The organism is Wolbachia endosymbiont of Oedothorax gibbosus (genome assembly GCF_936270145.1).
Lineage (GTDB): Bacteria > Pseudomonadota > Alphaproteobacteria > Rickettsiales > Anaplasmataceae > Wolbachia.
The window spans coordinates 91,672-112,377 of sequence record NZ_OW370537.1 but is presented as its reverse complement, the minus strand read 5'-3'; the positions used below and the strand labels follow the sequence as shown (position 1 = coordinate 112,377).

The 20,706-nt window shown below is 33.7% G+C and carries 20 protein-coding genes, 2 other RNA genes and 1 pseudogene; 10 read left to right on the top strand and 13 right to left on the bottom strand.

Going from position 1 to position 20,706, the window contains the following annotated elements:
• Positions 1–2: 2 nt before the first annotated feature.
• The 5 genes and pseudogenes from NBW37_RS00545 (at position 3) to gmk (ending at position 5,418) form a co-directional block, all read left to right on the top strand.
• Positions 3–1,226 carry a coiled-coil domain-containing protein gene (locus tag NBW37_RS00545; protein WP_250296507.1) on the top strand — a complete coding sequence of 408 codons (1,224 nt, stop codon included), beginning with the start codon at positions 3–5 and terminating at the stop codon, positions 1,224–1,226.
• Positions 1,227–1,342: 116 nt separating this feature from the next.
• Positions 1,343–1,685, top strand: a pseudogene (locus NBW37_RS00540) (IS630-like element ISWpi10 family transposase); the annotation flags it as partial.
• Between the two features lie 152 nt (positions 1,686–1,837).
• Positions 1,838–3,031, top strand: a complete 1,194-nt coding sequence (locus NBW37_RS00535; RefSeq protein WP_250296506.1) for an ankyrin repeat domain-containing protein — start codon at positions 1,838–1,840, stop codon at positions 3,029–3,031.
• Positions 3,024–4,829 (top strand): pentapeptide repeat-containing protein, encoded by a 1,806-nt coding sequence (locus NBW37_RS00530; protein ID WP_250296969.1) that lies wholly within the window; start codon positions 3,024–3,026, stop codon positions 4,827–4,829. The genes NBW37_RS00535 and NBW37_RS00530 overlap by 8 nt, the downstream gene beginning before the upstream one ends.
• Entirely contained in the window at positions 4,813–5,418 is a 606-nt protein-coding gene (gene gmk / locus NBW37_RS00525) for a guanylate kinase (RefSeq protein ID WP_250296968.1), read from the top strand. The genes NBW37_RS00530 and gmk overlap by 17 nt, the downstream gene beginning before the upstream one ends.
• A gap of 61 nt (positions 5,419–5,479) precedes the next feature.
• Here the strand turns inward: gmk and NBW37_RS00520 are convergent.
• A protein-coding gene (locus NBW37_RS00520) for an IS630 family transposase (RefSeq protein WP_250295836.1) occupies positions 5,480–6,491 on the bottom strand; the annotation gives its coding sequence in 2 pieces (ribosomal slippage) (positions 5,480–5,977 and positions 5,979–6,491; 1,011 coding nt in all).
• A gap of 146 nt (positions 6,492–6,637) precedes the next feature.
• A complete protein-coding gene (gene recA / locus NBW37_RS00515; protein WP_250296505.1) occupies positions 6,638–7,705 on the bottom strand; it encodes a recombinase RecA in 1,068 nt (355 codons plus the stop codon).
• Positions 7,706–7,840: 135 nt separating this feature from the next.
• Between recA and truA the strand changes: the two genes are divergently transcribed.
• Entirely contained in the window at positions 7,841–8,578 is a 738-nt protein-coding gene (truA, locus tag NBW37_RS00510) for a tRNA pseudouridine(38-40) synthase TruA (protein WP_250296504.1), read from the top strand.
• An 88-nt stretch (positions 8,579–8,666) separates the two neighbouring features.
• On the opposite strand, the gene dnaN is transcribed toward truA, so the two are convergent.
• From dnaN to ffs, 7 genes are all read right to left on the bottom strand, one after another.
• Complete coding sequence (gene dnaN / locus NBW37_RS00505; protein WP_250296503.1) at positions 8,667–9,824, bottom strand: DNA polymerase III subunit beta; 1,158 nt, start codon at positions 9,822–9,824, stop codon at positions 8,667–8,669.
• 115 nt (positions 9,825–9,939) lie between these two features.
• The gene (locus NBW37_RS00500) at positions 9,940–10,437 is read right to left on the bottom strand and encodes an invasion associated locus B family protein (RefSeq protein WP_370273105.1); all 498 of its coding nucleotides are present in this window, start codon (positions 10,435–10,437) and stop codon (positions 9,940–9,942) included.
• On the bottom strand, positions 10,430–11,323 hold the full coding sequence (locus NBW37_RS00495; protein ID WP_250296501.1) for an RNA polymerase factor sigma-32: 894 nt from the start codon (positions 11,321–11,323) through the stop codon (positions 10,430–10,432). Before NBW37_RS00495 ends, NBW37_RS00500 begins: the two co-directional genes overlap by 8 nt.
• Before the next feature lie 297 nt (positions 11,324–11,620).
• Positions 11,621–12,370, bottom strand: coding sequence for an acyloxyacyl hydrolase (locus tag NBW37_RS00490; RefSeq protein WP_250296500.1), 750 nt, complete (start codon positions 12,368–12,370; stop codon positions 11,621–11,623).
• A 347-nt stretch (positions 12,371–12,717) separates the two neighbouring features.
• On the bottom strand, positions 12,718–13,032 hold the full coding sequence (locus NBW37_RS00485; RefSeq protein WP_250296967.1) for a YbaB/EbfC family nucleoid-associated protein: 315 nt from the start codon (positions 13,030–13,032) through the stop codon (positions 12,718–12,720).
• A 21-nt stretch (positions 13,033–13,053) separates the two neighbouring features.
• A complete protein-coding gene (gene dnaX, locus NBW37_RS00480; RefSeq protein WP_250296499.1) occupies positions 13,054–14,589 on the bottom strand; it encodes a DNA polymerase III subunit gamma/tau in 1,536 nt (511 codons plus the stop codon).
• Between the two features lie 15 nt (positions 14,590–14,604).
• Positions 14,605–14,704, bottom strand: an RNA gene (gene ffs / locus NBW37_RS00475) — signal recognition particle sRNA small type.
• Between the two features lie 89 nt (positions 14,705–14,793).
• Between ffs and NBW37_RS00470 the strand changes: the two genes are divergently transcribed.
• Complete coding sequence (locus NBW37_RS00470; RefSeq protein ID WP_250296498.1) at positions 14,794–15,447, top strand: glutathione S-transferase family protein; 654 nt, start codon at positions 14,794–14,796, stop codon at positions 15,445–15,447.
• Between the two features lies 1 nt (position 15,448).
• Here NBW37_RS00470 and NBW37_RS00465 read toward each other — a convergent pair whose 3' ends face one another.
• On the bottom strand, positions 15,449–16,096 hold the full coding sequence (locus NBW37_RS00465; RefSeq protein WP_250296497.1) for an O-methyltransferase: 648 nt from the start codon (positions 16,094–16,096) through the stop codon (positions 15,449–15,451).
• Between the two features lie 251 nt (positions 16,097–16,347).
• Between NBW37_RS00465 and NBW37_RS00460 the strand changes: the two genes are divergently transcribed.
• Positions 16,348–16,626 (top strand): DUF2671 domain-containing protein, encoded by a 279-nt coding sequence (locus tag NBW37_RS00460; protein WP_250296494.1) that lies wholly within the window; start codon positions 16,348–16,350, stop codon positions 16,624–16,626.
• A 29-nt stretch (positions 16,627–16,655) separates the two neighbouring features.
• On the opposite strand, the gene NBW37_RS00455 is transcribed toward NBW37_RS00460, so the two are convergent.
• From NBW37_RS00455 to ssrS, 3 genes are all read right to left on the bottom strand, one after another.
• Positions 16,656–17,342: a DsbA family protein gene (locus NBW37_RS00455; RefSeq protein WP_250296492.1), complete on the bottom strand. Its 687-nt coding sequence runs from the start codon at positions 17,340–17,342 to the stop codon at positions 16,656–16,658.
• A 53-nt stretch (positions 17,343–17,395) separates the two neighbouring features.
• Entirely contained in the window at positions 17,396–17,857 is a 462-nt protein-coding gene (locus NBW37_RS00450) for a type II toxin-antitoxin system RatA family toxin (protein WP_458695350.1), read from the bottom strand.
• 19 nt (positions 17,858–17,876) lie between these two features.
• Positions 17,877–18,038, bottom strand: a non-coding RNA gene (gene ssrS / locus NBW37_RS00445) — 6S RNA.
• Positions 18,039–18,148: 110 nt separating this feature from the next.
• On the opposite strand from ssrS, the gene NBW37_RS00440 reads away from it, so the two are divergent.
• Both NBW37_RS00440 and NBW37_RS00435 read left to right on the top strand, forming a co-directional pair.
• On the top strand, positions 18,149–18,739 hold the full coding sequence (locus NBW37_RS00440; protein ID WP_250296488.1) for an MlaC/ttg2D family ABC transporter substrate-binding protein: 591 nt from the start codon (positions 18,149–18,151) through the stop codon (positions 18,737–18,739).
• Positions 18,736–20,025 carry a bifunctional folylpolyglutamate synthase/dihydrofolate synthase gene (locus NBW37_RS00435; RefSeq protein ID WP_250296486.1) on the top strand — a complete coding sequence of 430 codons (1,290 nt, stop codon included), beginning with the start codon at positions 18,736–18,738 and terminating at the stop codon, positions 20,023–20,025. Before NBW37_RS00440 ends, NBW37_RS00435 begins: the two co-directional genes overlap by 4 nt.
• Positions 20,026–20,706: the final 681 nt, after the last annotated feature.

Here is a 20,706-nt window from a genome sequence, read left to right as displayed (position 1 = left end):
AAATGCACAAAGATTATGAGAGAAAGTATGAACAAGAAGGATTAAAAGGAGTAGATGAGACTATAAATGAAATTAACAAACTTGCAGAGCAGCGTGACTTCTTGAGAGATGAAGTTAATGAACAACGGCAAGTTATATCTAAAAAAAATCAAAGAATAAAGGAACAAGGTACTTTAATTGAGTCGCTTATGAGTAAAGAGCAATTAAAGGATCAAGAGTCAGTTAAGGAATTAAATCAACTGTACAAAGAAAAAGAAGATTTAGAAATGGCAATTCAGCAATCTGGTATAGGTAAAAAGTCTCTTGCAGATGAGATAGAAGAAGTGGAGAAAAATGAGAAAATAGAGAGTTTGAGAAAAGAAATTAAGCAGAAGGATGAAAAGATACAGCAGATAGTAAGAGAGAGCCAGAAATTAGAAGGAAAGCTTCAAGATTTAAGGGCAAAGTATTCGGAAGTAAAAAACGAAGATAGTGAGTATATTGAAAATTTAACCCGTAAACTAAAACAAGCTGAGATTGAATTTATCGATAATAAAGATAAGCTGACTGAGCAAATAGAAAAATTGGCAGAAGAAAAGGAAAATTTATTTAGACAATTAAGAGCAAAAAGTACAGATTCAACATCGTTCAGAAAGCAACAATCAGAAATAGATAAGCTTAAACAACAGCTTAAGGAAAAGGAAGGGATGTTAACGTGTACACAGGAAGAGCTGGCATCTGTCAAAGAGAGTCTAGAGCAACTGCAGAACATATTACAGCAGGAAAAAGGTCAGGAAGAGACAGCAGCTACATCAACTCAAACTGAAGTTGAATATGAAAGTAGAGGAACAAGCATGCAGCAGCAAGACCAAGGTACACAAGCTGTAAACAACAACTCAAGCAGAATAGCTAGTGGATTAAGACAAGAAAACAAAAAATTGACTAGAGACAAACTAACTATATCCAAGCAATTAAAACAAAAAATAAAAGAGATTGGTGAGTTAAAGAAAAATTTAAAGCAATTACAAGAAGAAAATAAACAACTAAAACAAAAGGCTACTCAAAATGCAGGAGTATCTTCAACGGACCAAGGAGAGACTAAGGAAGTGGAAGTTCAAACTGACGTGCAAATGAATGATTTCCATGATTTATATAATGAAAAAGGTGAATATGTTAAAACAGAATTCTCAAATCCAAACGTAGTCCCTGCTCAGGATTCAGAAAAATCTCCTCCTCTTTCAAAATGATGAGTTTTTGCTTCTATTGTCAACTATAGCTAATACCAATTCCCATTGCACAGAGAGCGGATAGACAACAACGAAGAAAAAGCCCATACTGAAAGAAGTAAAATAGCGAGGTACAAATGGCATTAAGATCAAAATTATTGGATGAAAAAGTGAGCAAAAGAAATGCTGAAGAAAGTAAGAAATAACGCATATGTTGCAAAAAAACTAAATGCCGTAATTGCAGCAAAAAAGCACAGTATGTAGCAAAGATATGCTGCATTTCAAGAACTGCACTGACTGTATGATCTAAAATTTGGTAGAGAAGAAAAATTGTTTGCTTCACCTCAACGCCGTAGAAAAACTATATCGAACCAAAGTCAACTTGAACAAATTGAAGTGTGGGTACAAGAAAATTCTAATATTACCATTGAGGAGCAAGAAACACACCACAACAAAGATACCAATTTTGATATTTCAGAGTTTTAAAACTCATAATCTGCTTTACAAGCTTCTCTTCATACCACCAGCTTTAGCTGGTTGTAGTTGATAAATAAAACCCTAAGGCATTTTTTACTGTAGATTAATCATTTGATTATAGTATCATTTTAATTAAGCTTATGCTTGGGATATTTATGAAGAATATTTTATATTTTATATTATTAGCTGTCGTATTCGGATCACCCATCCTGTTTGCCGTAGAGCAGCTTGAAGAAAAGAAAATTGAATCAGTTCATAAAAACGAAAATGTAGGTGTAAGGAAGCAAGATAGCACAAATCAAAAAGATGAGTTGAAAAGCAACGTCGATGCTAAACAAACACAAGAGGCTGAGAGCAAAAGATTAATCGATAAAGAGAAACTGCAACACAACGAGGACAAAGCTTCCGTGGTTGAAAAAACTATAAGTGAAAGTGAAAGGATTGATAAAGATTTGCCAAATGACCAGCTAGAAGAAAGTACAGGCGAATTTGCTCGAAATTTACCAAATGTGGCCAATAAAGAAGTGAATAAAGATTTGAAACCAGAGCCTTTGCCTTTAAGTGCTGATTTAAATGAGAATACAACTGACCCGCAAAAAAATCTACAAGCTGATCAGAAGATCGATATAAAAGATAATGAACTTTCAAAAAGTGATGCGAGTCAATTATCAGAAGAAAAAAAAGAAGAAGTAGGAAGTCAGTCTGAAGAAAAAAAAGTGAAAGAAATAAACAATAATTCTAAGGACCGCAATAGAGTAAAACCTATAACTAAAAAAGATGAAGAAGAGCAAAGTGAAAAGAAAAATTTACAAAAATGGACAAAGCTAAACAGAGAACCAATAAAAGAATGGGGTCATAAAGATATACAAAGCAAGTCAATATATAAACGACAATATGATAGCCTTAATGAGCATCTTCCTACAACTGTATTTATTGACGATTACAGTAAGCAATTTTTTTACTGTATTAAGAAAAATAACTTACCTTGCTTAAGAGGAGTAATAAGTAAGCTAGAAAAAATTGGATTAACAACTCAAGAGATACTAAGATTTAGAAATAAATTGGGTGACACTCCTCTAATTTATGCAGTGAAGCAAGGTGAAATAGACATAGTGCGCTTCCTCTTATTACAAGGCGCTGATCTTAGAGTAGTCAATAATAATTTTCAATCTCCAATTGATATAGCAATCGAAAGAAAGCAGGTCAATATAATAAACGTGATTGCCGAAATGATGCCACACCTTTTGGAGGATAGAAAAATAGACAATAAAGAAAGCTCAGCAATGTACGATTGGGCTATGAAAACGAAAGAAAACAATGAATCGCAGTGTGATAAGCAAGATGATTAGATTTTTGATATTAATTTTAGTTGGTCATTTATGTTATGGAAACGAAACAAATGATGAAAAAAATCAGATTAGTGATTTTTTAAACGCTCTGCATGATGTAAAATACGTATCTTACAGTAAAAAAGACTTTACTGAATTTTTGGTGCAGTGCCACAAAGATGGCGTGCCAGAAGATTTTAAGAAAGGTTTTGGTTCTAACTTAAATGGAGCTAATTTTAGCCAATTGTACCTAAGTGGATCTGTTTTTGATGGAGTAAGTCTGATTGGTGCTGATTTTTCTAATACTGATTTATCCGACGTGTCTTTCATTGATGTTGATTTACGTGGTGCTAATTTCTCCAATGCTAATTTACATGGCATTAAAATAAAAGGTACAAATTTGAGTTTTACAAAATTTGTTTCTGCAAACTTAACAGATATCGTATTTGATCAGTCTAATGTTAGTTATGCTGATTTTATCAATTCCGATCTTAAAAAAGCGAGTATGCACAACGTAATTGGTTTGCATACTAATTTCTCGAATGTGAAAATGAATCTCTCTAACTTATCAAACTCGAATGTTAGCTACGTAAATTTTAGTGATAGTGAAATAAACGATACCGTTATGCAGAAAAATAACCTTGATAATGCAAGTTTCTTTGGAGTGGATGCATATAAATTAAAGATACAATTTTCTTCATTAAAAAATGCTAACATATATGGTGCAGAGTTAAAAGAATCAGACTTTACAGGTAGCAATCTTTCCGATGCCTGCCTTAATTCTTCTATCATAATTAACAGTAACTTCGACGAAGCTAATTTAAGCAACACACAAATTTCCTATGTGAATGACGATAATTCAAGTTTTGTTCAATCTATACTAAATGGTTCCAAGATAAAACATGTATATGTTTCTGAAGCAAATCTTCAGGATGCTGATTTATCCAATATTGATTTTAGTTTTAGTGAACTGCATCAAGTTAATGTCTCTAATGCTGACATTCATCATGGAAAGTTTCATAATACTAAAGTTGCGAATTCTAACATGAATGGCTCATTTTTTGACCATTCACTATTCACCTCTGCGAAGATAGAAGATTCAGACCTTTCTACAACTTCAATGTATAAGATAAAAATCCAAGACTCTCAAGTTTATAACAGTACACTTTCTCACCATAATATTGATTCCAGTGAAATAGAAAATTCAACATTCTTTAATTTATTAGCTGATAATTCGAGCTGGTCCAATTTAAAAGTAACTAATTCAAATTTTATTGAAAGCGATTTCAGATCTTCTTTGCTTCACGCTAATGCCTTTAGGAAAACTAGTTTTTTTCTTAGCAATTTGAGTAATTCAACAATTAGTGATATGTCTTTTCACTCTTCAAGCATATATAAAAGCTCAGTTGCTGGTGTTTACTTAACAGGTTGCAAATTTGATAATTCAATTTTGATTGACAATCAAGGGCAGAAAAAACTTGCAGGGTTAGAAAATGCTATAACTTCAATTGGAGATTTGCAAGAGAAAATATCACAGGGTGAAAAATTTGATGTAAATTATTCTTACTTTGAATTTAAGAATATGAATTTGGAAAATGCTGATTTTTCTAATTCAACATTGAGTAGAGCAAAGTTTGTAAACGTTAATTTGAATAAGGCAAATCTTGAAAAAACCGATTTGCGCTATACTGTCTTTGATAATTCTTCTCTTATTGGCACCAACTTATCAAATTCTAATTTAGAAGGTTCTAGCTTTTTAAACTCTGATCAAAAAAGCGCCATGTTAAAAAATGCAAAGAAAAATGACCGTAAAAAGTGAGGGCATATTACTGATTCTATCCTCTCCTTCTGGAGCTGGAAAAACTACTATATCAGAAAAATTACTTGAGCGATCAACTAGTTTAGTTAGGTCTGTTTCTATGACTACGCGCAGGCCTCGCCCCGGCGAAATAAATGGAAAAGACTATTTTTTCGTTACCGAAGAAAAATTTCACAAGTTATGCGAAGCTGGCCAAATGCTTGAATACGCCAAAGTTTTTGAGAATTTTTATGGTATACCAAGAGATTTTATAGAGCAAAACTTAAGCAGTGGAATAAGCGTTTTACTAAGCATAGATTGGCAAGGAGCATTTCACTTATTCAAGCTTATGAGAAAAAAAGTTGTGAGTGTTTTTATACTTCCCCCTTCAATGGAAGAGCTTAGGTTGCGTTTGCAAAAGCGTAATAGTGATGATGCAAGCGAAATAGAGCGCAGATTAGCCGAAGCTCAAAAAGAGATAAGCAAACGTAATAAATATGATTATGTAATAATCAATGATGATATTGATAAAAGTGTGGAAGAGATAAGCTCCATACTAAATAAAGAAAGACTTAAAAAATCAGAAGAAAAACCAAGTCTGGAAGACTGATAAAAACATCAATTTGGATATTTGCAGCTATAGTTTCTTATCCTATAGCTAATACCAACCCTCATAAATAACTAGACAAATAATTCACAGAGCAAATGGTTTTGATCGAACTTTCCGTAATATCTCGAATAAATTCAGATACAGCATTTTCAAGTAATTTAATAGAGTCATACATCTTGTTCTTTATTATATTTTCCTTTAAATGTTGCCAAAATCTTTCCACAGGATTGAGCTCAGGCGAGTACGGCGGCAAATAAATTATGGTGATATTTTCAGGAGTTTTTAAACCTTTAGACCTATGCCAACTTGCGCAATCCATGATAAGAAAAGCTTCTCTAGTCCCCAAATCTTTCGACATCTGCTCCAAAAATATGTTCATGCAATCTGTGTTTACATGTGGAGCAAGTAGGCTAATATCCTCTCCATTCCTGGGATTTACAGCGCTGTAAAGATAGAAGTTTTCTCTTCCGATTTTTACTTTAACTTGTGTTCTTGAGCCCTTTTTAAACCATCCATGTCCAACTTTTGAGTGCGTTCCAAATCTCGATTCATCGAAAAAAAACCTCCTTTTTCCGGTTCTTTTCCACAATTTCATTGAGATTTTTTTTGAACTCCTCTTGTTTGTTTTTGTCTTGTTTATAATGTGCTGGACGAGGTGTGATATATGTAAATCCTAGCTTCTTCATAAGCCTTCTCGCCGTTGACTCACTTACTTTGATAGCTAACATTCCTTCAACTATACCTTGCAATTTTTTAGCAGTCAGATTTGCCCCATCTTCTTCTATTACCTCTCTTATTTTTTCCTTCTTCTCCTCGTTCAGTTTTGGTTTAGGTCCTCGCCCTGGCTGTATTGCAAACCCAATAACACCTTTTTCTTTAAATCTTGCAATCCATTTCATTAATGTCGTTCTCGTAATTCTATATATTTTAGCAACTTTTGAGATACCATACTCCTTTGCTGATATTATTGCTTGTAACCTTCTTCCTATCTCTCCTCTTATTCCATATTTTTTTAATTCTAACTTGCATTGATTATATAGTTCTTCTCCTATTGCTTTACTTTTTCCTGCCATAAACTACATATTTATTCTTTCTAGCCTCAATTATTTGTAGTTTTTACTATTTGTCTATCTATTAGTGGAGATTGGTATAACACTGGAATCAAGAAAGCGTTATCCATATATCATTTATTTTTGAAAATACTATGTTATAGCTAAAATTAGAAAACTGATTCTTCTAAAAGTTGCTCACTATCCTCATCAATTGTGATAGAATTATCATAATTTCCGAGCAAATCTCTGATTTTCATTTCTATCTCACTTGCAACTTCTTTGTTTGTTTTTAAGTAAGTTTTTACATTCTCTTTTCCTTGTCCAAGACGTGTATTGTTATATGAATAGTAAGCACCTGCTTTTTCAAGCACACCAAGCTTTGCTCCCATATCTATTATTTCTCCAAGTTTTGATATGCCTTCATTGTACATTATATCAAATTTCGCTTCTCTAAACGGAGGAGCAACTTTATTTTTTACAACTTTAACTCTTGTTTCATTGCCTGTAATATTTTCTTTGTCTTTTATTGTACCAACCTTTCTTATATCAAGCCTTATAGAAGTATAGAATTTTAACGCATTTCCACCCGTGGTAGTTTCAGGATTTCCGTACACTACTCCTATTTTCATACGAATTTGATTAATAAATATTAATATACAGTTTGCTTTTGAAACGGCAGAGGTTAGTTTTCGTAGCCCATGGCTTAAAAGCCTTGCTTGCAGTCCCATGTGCTGATCACCCATATCACCCTCAATTTCAGCTCTTGGAGTTAATGCTGCAACAGAGTCAATAACTATCACATCAACTGCACCAGAACACACTAAATACTCAACAATGTGCAATGCTTGTTCCCCAGTATCTGGTTGTGAAATCACTAAATCATCAGTGCTTACCCCAAGTTTACGAGCATATAAGACATCCAATGCATGTTCTGCATCGATAAATGCACATGATCCTCCTTTTTTCTGTGCTTCAGCAATCACGTGCAAGGCAAGAGTGGTTTTACCAGAACTCTCAGGGCCAAATATTTCAATTATACGTCCTTTTGGCAGACCTCCAACACCTAGAGCCGAATCAAGTGCAATTGATCCTGTGGATATTGTGTCTATTTTTTCTACAGGGTTTTGCTTCAGCTTCATTATTGCACCTTTACCAAACGCTTTTTCAATTTGGCTTATTGCATTATCTAATGCTTTTTGCTTATCATTATTTTTTTCTTCTGTGTTGTTTGCCATGGATCATTTATTAACTTGTATAACTTTCATGATAATCGAACGCGAACAACCTGCCAAGGGTTTTTTAATAACGAAGAACGTCATTGAAACTGGCTGCTTAAATTATATTAAGATAGAAATTAGATAGACTTTGTAGTGCGATACAAAATAACGATAGAATACAATGGTAGTAGTTTCTCTGGCTGGCAGAAGCAACAACATTCTGCTAACTCAATCCAGGAAGCCATAGAAAATGCTATATTTAATTTTAGTGGTGAGAAAATTGCCTTGTACTGTGGTGGAAGGACCGATGCTGGGGTTCATGCTTTAGGGCAAGTTGCTCATTTCGATATGGGAAGGGAATTTGAGCTTTACAGAGTAAGGAACGCAATAAACTATCATCTGAAATCAATTCCTATAGTCGTGCTCAATGTAGAAGTTGTAGATGATGCGTTTCACGCCCGGTTTTCAGCAAAAAAAAGATATTACGAATACAGAATAGTTAATCGCTATGCTCCTGCTGCTCTGGAGACTGGTTATGTATGGCAAGTGTTTAGCCCACTTGATGTAAATATTATGCGTGAAGCTGCTAAACATCTACTTGGAAAACATGACCTTTCAAGTTTCCGTTCAAAAGATTGTCACGCCGCAAATCCGATAAGAACAATTGATGATATCGATATAGTACAAAACGTGGATCATATACACATCAAAATATCTGCTATTTCCTTTTTACATAACCAAGTGAGGATTATTGCGGGTACTTTAGTTGAATTTGGAAAAAATAGAACTAATCCGCAAGAAATGCTACATATATTAAGCCAATGCAAAAGAAGTGCTGCTGGGGTTACCGCGCCGCCTTTTGGCTTGTATTTGGTAAAGATAGATTACTAATTTAATAAAAAGTAACGTTCTTAGTGAAATAAGTGTCATACCGCCGCAGTATCTCCAGATCTTGCTAACAAGCAGCGAGATGACGAGTTTAAGTTCTCATTGGCATCACTACATATAATACACTTGAATCATCTTCATCAGTGATAATTGTAGCACTATTACCATCGGCTAAGCTAAACTTACATTTATTTTTTATAGAGGATAGAACATCAAGCAAATAACGCGAGTTGAACCCTATTTCTATAGGGGCTTCATTGTAGTCTACTTCTATGGATTCAGTTGCATCACTGCACTCTTGGGAGTTTGAATGCAGAGTTAGCAGCTTTTCTTGTAGTGAGAATTTAATGGATTTTACTTTATCAGATACAACAACGGAAACTCGATCTATAACATCTAAAAGTTTTTTACTTTCAATAATCATATGCTTATCTTGAGATGCTGGAATAACTGCTTTATAATTTGGAAAAGTTCCATCTATTAATTTTGATATTAGAATATATTCACCGCATGTAAACTTGATTTTTCTGTCTGAGAGTTTTACATTAATTTCATTACAATCGTCCAATATTTTTAACAGCTCCATAACAGTTTTACGTGGAATGATCACACCAAATTCGCCATTGATGTTCCCAGGCTTTGGCCTCTTGATACACGATAAACGATGACCATCAGTTGCAACGCAGTACAGAAACTGCTCATCCGTATGCAGATATATTCCATTTAAATTATACCTTGTATCATCTAGTGATACAGCAAATTTTGTTTTAGTTAATAAGTCTATCAGGTCCGTATTTAGTAGAATAAAATCATGTTTATAATTGTCTTCTTCAAGAGCAGGAAAGCTGCTTGAAACTACATTCGGTAAAGAAAAGTTCGCATTTCCGCAAGACATCAATAATTTTCCTTGGTTGTTTACTTCAAAATTGACATCCAAATCAGCGGGTAACTTCTTCACTATGTCATGTAAAGTATGCGCTGAAATTTTTACTTCTCCTTCTGTTAATATAGTTGCAGCAAGTGAGGCAAACATTGAAATGTCAAGATCAGTTGCCATTAGTTTTATGCTGCCGTGTTGTGCTTTGATATTTATACACGCCAAAACATCTATTGCATTACGCCTTTCAACCACTCCACTTACTCTGGATAATGTATTTAAAAGACTCGTGCGGCTCACGCTAAAACGCATCTGCTCGCACACAGAATTTTGCTTTTTGATTTCTGTATCTACACCTGCAACCTCTGACATTGCTAACTCTCAAAAATATATTTTAAATGATATCCGCATTCCATATAAAGTAAAGTGCTATTCATTGAAAGAGTAGTCTAATTTATACTATAGCTGGGTATTCTGTTACAATAGTTTACTTTGTATGGCATAAATCATGCATTTTTTGATACGCTTTTTGAAAACCAAGTAGGGAATAAGTATCATCAATGGTCACTGTTTTTGCTTTTCCATTCACTACCATTGATAATCCCTGCTTCATTTTTAGAATGAGATCTTGATCTATTTTTGTATGCTCTGCCCACGCAAAACTTCCCTGTATTATAGGCAGTGTATATTTAATTTTTTTGTCGATATTGAGAGCTATAGGCTCCTTATCATACTGAAAACCAGAGGTAACACTTACCTCATCTGCTTTTTTATCAACATAACTAACCATTACATATGGTTTGCGGTTGGTTGTATAATGTTCGCTTTTTTTTTTAGGATAGGATACAATATAACATACTTTCTCTCCATCTTCTGATGCAGTATATACAAGCCAATCTTTATATTTTTCCTTCAATTGCACATCACTAACCGATGCAAAAGCGCCTATTGAAAAAAATATTAGAAATATAAAAAAACTACGCATGCAAACCAAATTTCAAACTTTCTGATTGTATATATTGTTTTACCTTAGCCATCGCCTGCTCAGCCAACTGTCTTATTCTTTCTCTTGAAACACAATATTTTTTACTAAGTTCATCCAGAGTTTGAGTGTTTTCGCACAGGTATCTACTAATAAAAATGTCTCTTGCCCTTTCGTTGAGGCTTGCTAGTGCATTGTTTAAAATTGTTTCTTTTAATTCTTTTTCTTCACGATTCTGATAGGTTACTTCTTGACTAACCAAGTTACATGGGATCATATCTTGTAACTCCCTTTTAGAGTCATCACCTATTTTTATGCAATCATTTAGCGACTGATCCTTACAAGCCATACGGTAATTCATCTGTATAACGTCTCCTTCGGATACAGAAAGCTCATTTGATATTGCTTTTATTTCTTCATTATTTAAAGTTTCCCTGTTTGTATACTGTAAAATTCTTTTTTTTATTTTACGTAAACTAAAAAATAATCTTCTTTGTGCTTGCGTTGTGCCTATCTTCACAAATGACCAAGATTTCAATATAAAGTCTTTTATTGAAGCTTCAATCCACCATACTGCATAAGTTGAAAAACGAAATCCTAAATCAGGATTAAACTTTTTTACTGCATGCATTAAACCCATATTTCCTTCCATGACCAGGTCCATCAACAATAGTCCATAATTTTTGAATTTCATTGCAATTTTCACTACCAAATTCAAATGGCTGGTAATCAATTTATGAGCAGAAGAAACATCCTTATATTGGTTCCAATTTTTTGCTAATCGTACCTCTTCCTCTTGAGACAGCATAGGAAATTTTTGCACCCTAGCAATATATTGCATGAGATTGGTTCTGCTATCAACACATAAGTTTGCCATTGAGGTCAACATAACAACTTAAATTAAAACTCCATACATATAATATATTAATTTTCGGGGAAAAATTCAAGCTTTGATTTGAGAAAAGTACAAACCTTCCATCTAATTGGGATCTTAAAAACGATAAGCCCCAACATAATATTGACATCCTGCCAGCGTGTAATGATAAACATTATAGTTTAAATACATAGTAAATGATGTTATTCCAGTGCCTTGACACTGGAATCCACATTTCCTTTTTCTAGATCCCAGTGTGATGCTGCTTGAATGGCAAGAAAAAACTCACTGGGATAACAAGGCTGAGATAGACTAGAAGTTAAACATCAATCCAGCTTCTGCACCAACAGTGCTGTAAAGAACTTTGTATGCGCCTGCATCAGTAACCTGTTTGGTTGGATCTTTAGGATCTGTTTTTTGTCCATCAAAATTAGCACCATAAGAACCGAAATAACGAGCTCCAACATAAAGCTTGATTTCTGGAGTTACATCATAGCTAACACCAGCTTTTACTTGACCAGCAAAACCAAATTTACTGTTTTGACCATTCACAGCAGTTTTCAAAGGAGTGCTGATATACGCTGCACCAACACCAACACCAACGTATGGAGTGATAGGCATATCTTCAATTGCTATATCGTAATAAACGTTAACTAATCCTGAAATTGCCGTTAAACTTTCTGCAACTTCTGGAATAGCAGCAACAGCAGGACTACCACCAGTAGCAGCAACAGCAGCAGCAGCACTAACTACATCTGCATCTTTACTTAACTGTGAGTAAAGCCCTTCAACATCAACTCTAATGTCGTCCATTTTGTAACCAAACGCACCACCACCAGCTATAAAGGATGCTTTTAAGGGACTATTCTTGTCTTTGCCTGATTTATGTTTAATACCCTCAATGCTTGTGTAAAAAGGTAAAATTTCACCGTTGTATTGCAAGCGAACGTAGTAGCTAGTTTCTTCATCACTTATTGGACCAACAGGATCTGAAAAAGCAGAGTTTGATAAGCTTAGCAACGTTGCTAAAGCGGCTGCTGAAAAAAACTTTTTATAATGCATAATTGTCCTCGTAAAAAAATTAAAATTCCACTTTAGCAGTCTAAGTAACAACTAAAGTTAAGTCAAGTGCTAACTTAATAACACAAAATATTCTACATTTTAACTAACTTTTAGGAGAAGGCAAAGATTTTATTAATGAATAAATACGACTTTTGATTTTTTGGTATAGCTAACACAGGTAAGATTTACTATCGAAAGACCTCATCATTCCGCTACGTGTTAGCAAAATCTATCCGCGTTGGTATGACGTAGGGCTGCGCTAGCATAGGTGCATTATACAAAAAAGTACTAGCGTTAGAAATATTAGGGAAGAAATACTTACACTAAAAGAAACTTCGCTAGTAAACTTAAAAAGGAAGTTTAAATCCAGGTGGTAAACCCATCATACCTGCAAGATCAGAAGTTGCATTCGCCATATCTTCTTCTGCTTTTTTAACGGCATCATTAAACGCTGCTGTTACTAAATCCTCTACTATATCTTTTTCCTCATTTCTCATAAGCTCTAAGTCTATGTTCACCTTTTTAACTTTGTAACTACCTATTTTTATGACTTCCACTAATACAGAAACTTTACCACCACCAGAAATACCTTGAAACTCTTTTCCAACATATTTTTCTTGAGCTTCTGCAAGCTTTTTTTGCATCTCTTGCGCTTGTTTCATTATTTGACTAAAATCCACAACTTACTCCTTATTTTCTATATTAACTACTTTTGCACCTTTAAACGTGTCAAGTATATCCTTAACTGCAGGTGCATAATTTAAATTACTCACTTCCCTGTTTATATAACCCGTATCAACTGTAATAACCCATTCCTGCTGAGTCACCTGGTTTAAGTAATTTTTTAAATCATTGCAAAAATTACTATCCAACTTAGATACAGCTTTTAATTTTAAATATCCAGGTTTACAATCTATTAATTGTAGATTATTACACAGTTGTTTGTAAAGATAAATTTGATTACTCTGCTTTAATAGTTGCAAAATCTTATCAAAATCGTAATTTTGTTGTTTATTTTCCACATGGATCCCAGTGTCAGCTACTTGGATGACAGAGGGGGAAGGTGCAACAGGTCTGCCCTGTCTATTTCCTTGCTCTACATTCTGTGAAAGAATTTTTTTGACCACTTGTTCCGGAGAAGGTAGATCAGAAAGATAACAAAGGCTAATTAGCATCATTTCAGCAGCAACATCATTGCATGTTGAAGCTTTTATATCCTGAATGCCTTTAAGCAACACCTTCCACAATCTTGAAAAAAATATTAAAGACTTCTTTATACTTAAATCTTTTATCCTATTTTTTTCATGTTCTGTAACTGCACTATCAATCTCCTTCGTAATTAAAAAACGGCATATTAACTGAATTGTTTGCAATAGACCTTCAAAAATACTAAGTGGGTTTGCTGTTTTTACTGCCTTGTCAAACACTGATAGAGCTTTCTGTAAATCACCTTCTAATATTGCCCCTAATAGATCGAATGTAATATCTTTATCCACTAAGCCAAGTATGTCTGTCACATTTTTAGTGGATATTGCACCATCTTTGCTATATAGAACTGCTTGATTCATCAAAAACAAGGCGTTACGCATTGAATTTCCAGAATGTTGTGCAATTAATTCTAATGCTCCCTTTTCAATGGAATAACTCTCTTTTTGTGCAACATCATTTAAACGTTCCACTATTTTAGCTACAGGAATGTTATGTAAGTCAAATCTTTGACAACGTGCAATAATAGTTATTGGTATTTTTTTTATTTCCGTAGTTGCTAAAATGAACTTTACGCTAGGTGGTGGTTCTTCTAGGGTTTTAAGTAATGCGTTAAATGCGCTGCTGGATAACATATGTACTTCATCTATAATGTAGACTTTGAATTTAGAGCTTATAGGTGAATAGCAAATATCTCCCAGGATTACTTTAATATCGTCAATGCTAGTGTGACTTGCTGCATCGATTTCAATTACATCTGGATGGCTTGAATTTTTTATTGCTAGACAATTTTCACATGATCCGCAAGGTTCAAAAATTGGCCCCAGGGAACAATTCAAACATAAAGCTATTATCCTTGCAGTGGTGGTTTTACCAACTCCACTACTACCGGAGAGCAGTATAGATTGTGGAATTTTGTTTAAAGTAAAAGCATTTTCTAATACACGCACTAATATATCTTGACCTACTAGATCTTTAAAGCTACTAGGACGATGTTTTAATGCTATGTTCATAGCCTCGGATAAAACAAATAATGAAATAGGTATGCAACCCAAAAAGGTTCTGATATGGCTGCTTCATTTCTGATCTGACCAAGTTACAGATTTTTTGCCTGCATACCTTATAAAATATTATACTTTTTTTTTTATTTAGCAAGGTATATCCTATGTTAGTTTATGATCAGTCGGGGTTGCATAAACTATATATAGAAATTAATTATGATTTTATATCATTTTCCTCTTTGTCCATTTTCACGAAAAGTTAGAGCTCTTCTAAAAGAAAAAAAGTTGAGTTGTGATCTAGTGTATGAAAATCCGTGGGAAAAACGGAATGAATTTATGGAGATCAATCCAACCGGGCAAGTACCAGTATTAATAGATAATAACTTTGTAATAGCGGATAGTAATGCCATTTGTGAATATATAGAAGAGACTTACAATAGCGACGTCAAATTACTTAGTTCATCCACTATTATTAAGTCTAAAATACGCGCTCTAATCAATTGGTTCGACAACAAATTTTACAATGAAGTTACTAAGTATATTATGAATGAAAAAGTAATTACTAACCGCAGCCCTGACTCTAGATTTCTTCATGCAGCTCAGCATAACCTGCCTTACCATATGGAATACATCGAACATTTAATTAACAAGAACGTTTGGCTTGCAACTGATAAGTTCACTTTAGCTGATATTACTTTAGCATCGCATATTTCCGTAATGGATTATGTAAGTAGTTTTCCATGGGAAAAAAGTAAAATTTTAAAAGAATGGTACTCCATTGTTAAATCAAAGCCTTGTTTTCGTGAGATATTATTAGAGAGGATTTCTGGTTTAATCCCTCCTAAACATTATGCTGACCTTGATTTTTAACTTATGTTAGCTTTAAAGCTACAGTCATTCCTTCATCAGTTGGAATCAATATAGAGAAATATTTTTTTTCATCTGATAATCTATTATTAAACTCCCTCATGGCATGCCATGATTTTTCTGATACTTCTTTTGGAGGCGATTCTAAAAATACTGTGTTAAACAGTAGAGTGTTATCTGCAACGATTAGCCCATCTTGTTTAATGTATGACTCTGCCCAATCTAAATACTTAGGATAACTACTTTTGTCAGCATCGATGAATATCATATCAAAAGGTGCTTTTACTGATAATTCACTAAGTTTTTCCAATGCATTGCCTTCTATTAGAGTAATTTTATCACTTAGATTAAAAGCACTAAAATTTTTTTTTGCTATCCTTAAGTGTTGAGGATGATTTTCTATTGTATATATATGACCGTCTTCCAGCAGAGCTTTCGCCATACAAATTGACGAATAACCGTATAACGTACCAATCTCAACAATACTTTTGATTTTATGAATTTTTATAAATAAACTTAATAGTTTTCCTTCCTCAGGGCTAATCTGAATATGTTGCTTTTTTTCAAGGATACAGTATTCTTTTATTGTTTTATATTCTTTTGCAAATAAGTTTCTTATATATGATAATTTTGTGCTAAAGTTATTACGCATATATTGTAAATTAAGGAGGCTTAATTCATATAAAGTTTATAAATATAATAATATAGTTTGGAACAATAAAAACATTTATTTTAAGTTATTATTTTATGGTATAAAATTTTAAGTGACAAAGATTATTATATATCGTACTATAGTTAACTAGTATAATAATCAATCAATTATTATATTAAAATTAGAGGAATTGTTCATGCACATTCCTCTTTGTTAAAATATGATTTTTATAATCAATTAGAGGGGGTTATATGTCTTATACTATTGCTAGTGAAGTTGAAACGTTAAATAAAAAATCTAACAAGAATGAAGGGGTTATGTTACTAAATAATCCAGCTTATCGTGAAAAGTATAAAGAACGTTTTGATGAAGCTCAGAGAAAAGTTATGGATATGGTTCAGTTTTATGATGGAACAATAGTATTAATAGAGAATAAAATTGCTATGTATTACTACGCTTGGCACAGTAAAAAAAGAGAATTTGAGCGTAAAAAACAGCAAACAGTAGTGAAAAATAATGACTCAGTATAGAGTCTTTTATGTGGTAAGCTACAGTGGTATTACTTCACTATAGCTTTTCCATATAGTTTATCTATCACGTCAGTGAGGTATTTCAGCTCTTTATATCCTTCATGTTTAACTTTGTTATGCTCTATATATGACTTACTATCGTTAAGCTTGATGAAAAATATTGGGGTAGCTGTGATACCAAGTTTATTAATTGCCAGTGATTTATCATTTATGATTTTATCCATCACTTTCTTATCATTAATGCATTGGTTAAATGCATCTTGCTTTAAGTTGCTTAGTGCAGCAATTCTTTGTAGTACAGTCAAATCACTTAAATTGGAGTAATTCCACGAATCTATTGAATTAAAAACAGCTTTGTTAAAATTAAAGTAGTCTTCTTGTTTTTCGTAGCAATGACTTAGCATTGCAGCCTTTAGCCCTCTGTAATCCAAAGGAAAATGACGAAATATATATAACATCTTACCTGTGTCTATATATTTCTCTTTTATTTTAGGAAAAACATTCTTATGAAAAAGAGAGCAGTGATAGCAAGTTAATGAAGCATATTCTATCATTAGAATTGGTGCTTTTGGATCTCCTAATAATTTATCATCGGGTAATAGTGATAGTAACTCCTTTGATGTTATTTCATTAGTTTCTTTTTGAATATGTTGGTTAACAACTGCATAAGAATTAACACTTATAAAAATTGATAAAAGCAATAGTCTAAAAATCATTATGATATAAATACTTAACTTACTAAAAAAATTACATATTTATATTAATAATGTCAAGATAACTTTTGTTTAGCAAGGCTTTCAGCCCTGTTTTTAAATGCAGCAATTATTTTACTTTGTGTATATTTATATACTGAGTTTAATAGAGTTGAAAATGAGTTGGACTTAAACTTAAACTCTATATAAAACTTTACCATAGTTTTATTTTCATCTATGGGAATGAATTGCCATTCATTGTATAGATGTTTAAATATTCCGTTTGATGATACAGCTTTTATCCAACCTTTATTTGTTCCACTTGGAGAAAGAGAAGTAACTTCTGATATGTACCTTCCTTTAATTCCATGAAAAGCTGCGAGGAGATCCACAACCATTTGGTTGTTAATTTCTTCTTTTATATAAACGGCTTTGCACCAAGGAACAAAATCAGGATACCTTTCAACATCAATTACAATTTGGAATACTTCATTAGGCGAACATAGGAAGGTACCTTGTTCTCTGTATTGATGAAGCATAAATGTTAAACCAATCAAAATAGGATCCATATCTATCGTCAGCCTTAGTAGATTCCTGAGACCTGAAGTTAAGGTGGGCATCGCATATTAGTTTCAACGAAACCAGCAGAGGCGATTCCCTTCTCTAGAAATTATCGCTCGGGAAATTTAACTTAACTCATAACGCATAGCACAGACCCTTACTTGAATTATAGATGATTTACACAAGGCATGTCTATAGGTATATTAAAAGTCAGCGATTATTATTTAATCTTTATTAAACTTTGCATTCTAAGTATTATAGTTTATCTTATGAACATTACTAAAGTTTTAATCATTATTGTTTTTATTGTAACTTCTTTAAGTGCTTACACTAATTGTATAGATCACAAAATTTTTGTGCATACTATGAAGCAACAAGTGGATGGTATATCCACAAAAGGAAATAGAAAAAACCTAGAGCATGTACACGAAGAGCTTCAGGAAGTCATTCAGAATAATGTTAACCTCAAAGGAATATCGCAATTCGTTATAGGAAAACATGGGGCTTTAGTTAAACAAAAAGAAAAAGAAGATTTTTTAAGAGAGTATGAAGTGTATCTTACACGTTTGTGCGTTAAAATTTTATCTAAATACATGAGTAATAGTGAAATGATCATAATGAGCTCAAGAGCAGTTGACGATGAAACTTGCTTAATTGGTACAAGATTTTCTTACGGTGATGAAGAATTTACAAATATTGATTTTAAAGTTACTAAAAATAACAGTTCTTTCTTGATAAGTGATGTTGTAATGAGTGGAATAAGTATTGCTATTAATCAACGTTCTCAATTTAGTGAAAAAATCGACGCGCATGGCATAGCAAGTGTTATAGATGAATTAAAATGCAATAACAATCCATGATATATATGCCTCATTGGCCTAAGCCACTTGGTAATAGGCCGAATGATTTTTCTCTTGATCGCATAAAAAGCTTTCTAAATAAATTGGGCAATCCTGAGAAAAAAATGCCGCCCATAATTCATATAGCTGGAACTAACGGGAAAGGCTCAACACTAGCATTTATAAGATATATAATGCAAGCAGCAGGGTATAAGGTCCATGCATACACTTCTCCACATTTGGTGAATTTTAATGAAAGAATAGTTATTGCAGGTAGTTATATCAACGATAATGAATTATATAGCTTATTAGAAGAATGCCGTGCCGTAATTGCAGAACAACCTATCACTCTGTTTGAAGCTGCAACTATTGCAGCTTTTTTAGCTTTTTCTCGTCATAAAGCCGATATAACTTTAGTTGAAGTGGGTATGGGTGGAAGACTTGATGCAACAAATGTTATAGATAGTCCGATTTTAACAATCATTACTTCCATTGCTCTTGATCATACAGAATATCTTGGCCCTACTATAGAAATTATAGCAGGTGAAAAGGCTGGAATAATGAAACCTAATGTTCCTTGCGTAATAGCACCACAAGAAAAATCTATAATGAACATGCTAGAACACCACGCAATAAATAAGAAATCTCCTCTGTATAGAGGAGGTCTTGAATGGAATTGCAAAAAAAAGAACAACAAAATGGTTTTTCAATCAGCTATTCAATCAATAGAATTTCCTTTGCCGTCTTTAAAGGGTGATCATCAGGTGATTAACGCAGGCAATGCTATTGCAGCATGTAGCATCTTGAGCGGAAAATATGGATTTGATATTGGAGAAGAGGATATTACTTCAGGTTTACAGCATACCTACTGGCCTGCGCGACTAGAGTCTATAAAAGAAGGTAATTTAATTTCCCTACTACCGAAAGATTGGCAATTATTTTTAGATGGTGCGCACAATAATGACGGTGCTAGAGTGCTATCTCAGTGGGTAAAAGATAATTTTGCTGAAGGTATCTATGTGGTTTTTGGTGTTACTTGTAACAGAAATGTGGAAGAGTTCTTAGAGCACTTAAAGCCATATATCAAGCTACTATGTGCGGTTTGTGTTAAGTCTGAACCTAAAGCAACAAATACAAACTTGATTAGGGAAAAAGCCAATAACATAGGAATAAAAGCTGTTGAATGTGAATCAATTGGCGATGCAATATCCAATCACATATTAAAAGCCTCTATCCAAAATGTCAAAACCATACTAATCTGTGGCTCATTGTTCCTAGCTAGAGACTTCGCTATGGAGAATAGCTAACTTTAATGATATAGCTGACCCAAGCAATACGTCATACTGCTGCGGCGCTAATACGTAGCAGTATGACAGCAATCCTACGTCATACCGTCACGGCGCTAACAAGAGATCCCGCTAACAAGCAGCGGGATGACGAATTGCTATGCCGCCACGAACCGTCATACCGCCGCGGCGCTAACAAGTAGTGGGATGACAGCAGTCCTACGTCATACCGCCGCGAACCGTCATGCCACTGCGAACCGTCATACCGTGATTTATTCACGGTATCTCTTAACATAGATCCCGCTGCGGGATGACGAGGTCATGCCACCGCGCGAACCGTCATACCGCCGCGGCGCTAACACGTAGCGGGATGACGATTGTCGGTGAACCTAAGTTACTTTAGCCATAAACATTAAGAAATTTACCAAACGGAAAAAAAGGCAAAAGAAGCCCTAGTCATTGTTTATTTTCAGTATCGGCGTTCTTTAAGTCTTAAACACTGCAATTTAGCTGCTTTTAAACGCAACTAACTTAAGCTATAAATGTTTAAGAAATTTACCAGCAGAAAAAAAAGACAAAGAATCCCCGGAGTAGCTAGTTATTCCACTCTTTATTTTAAAATTTGACGTTGGGTGATGTCTTAAACGCTTTATAAGCGCTTTTCAGCTTATGTGGGTAAAAACCCAAAATTTTTATAAAGAC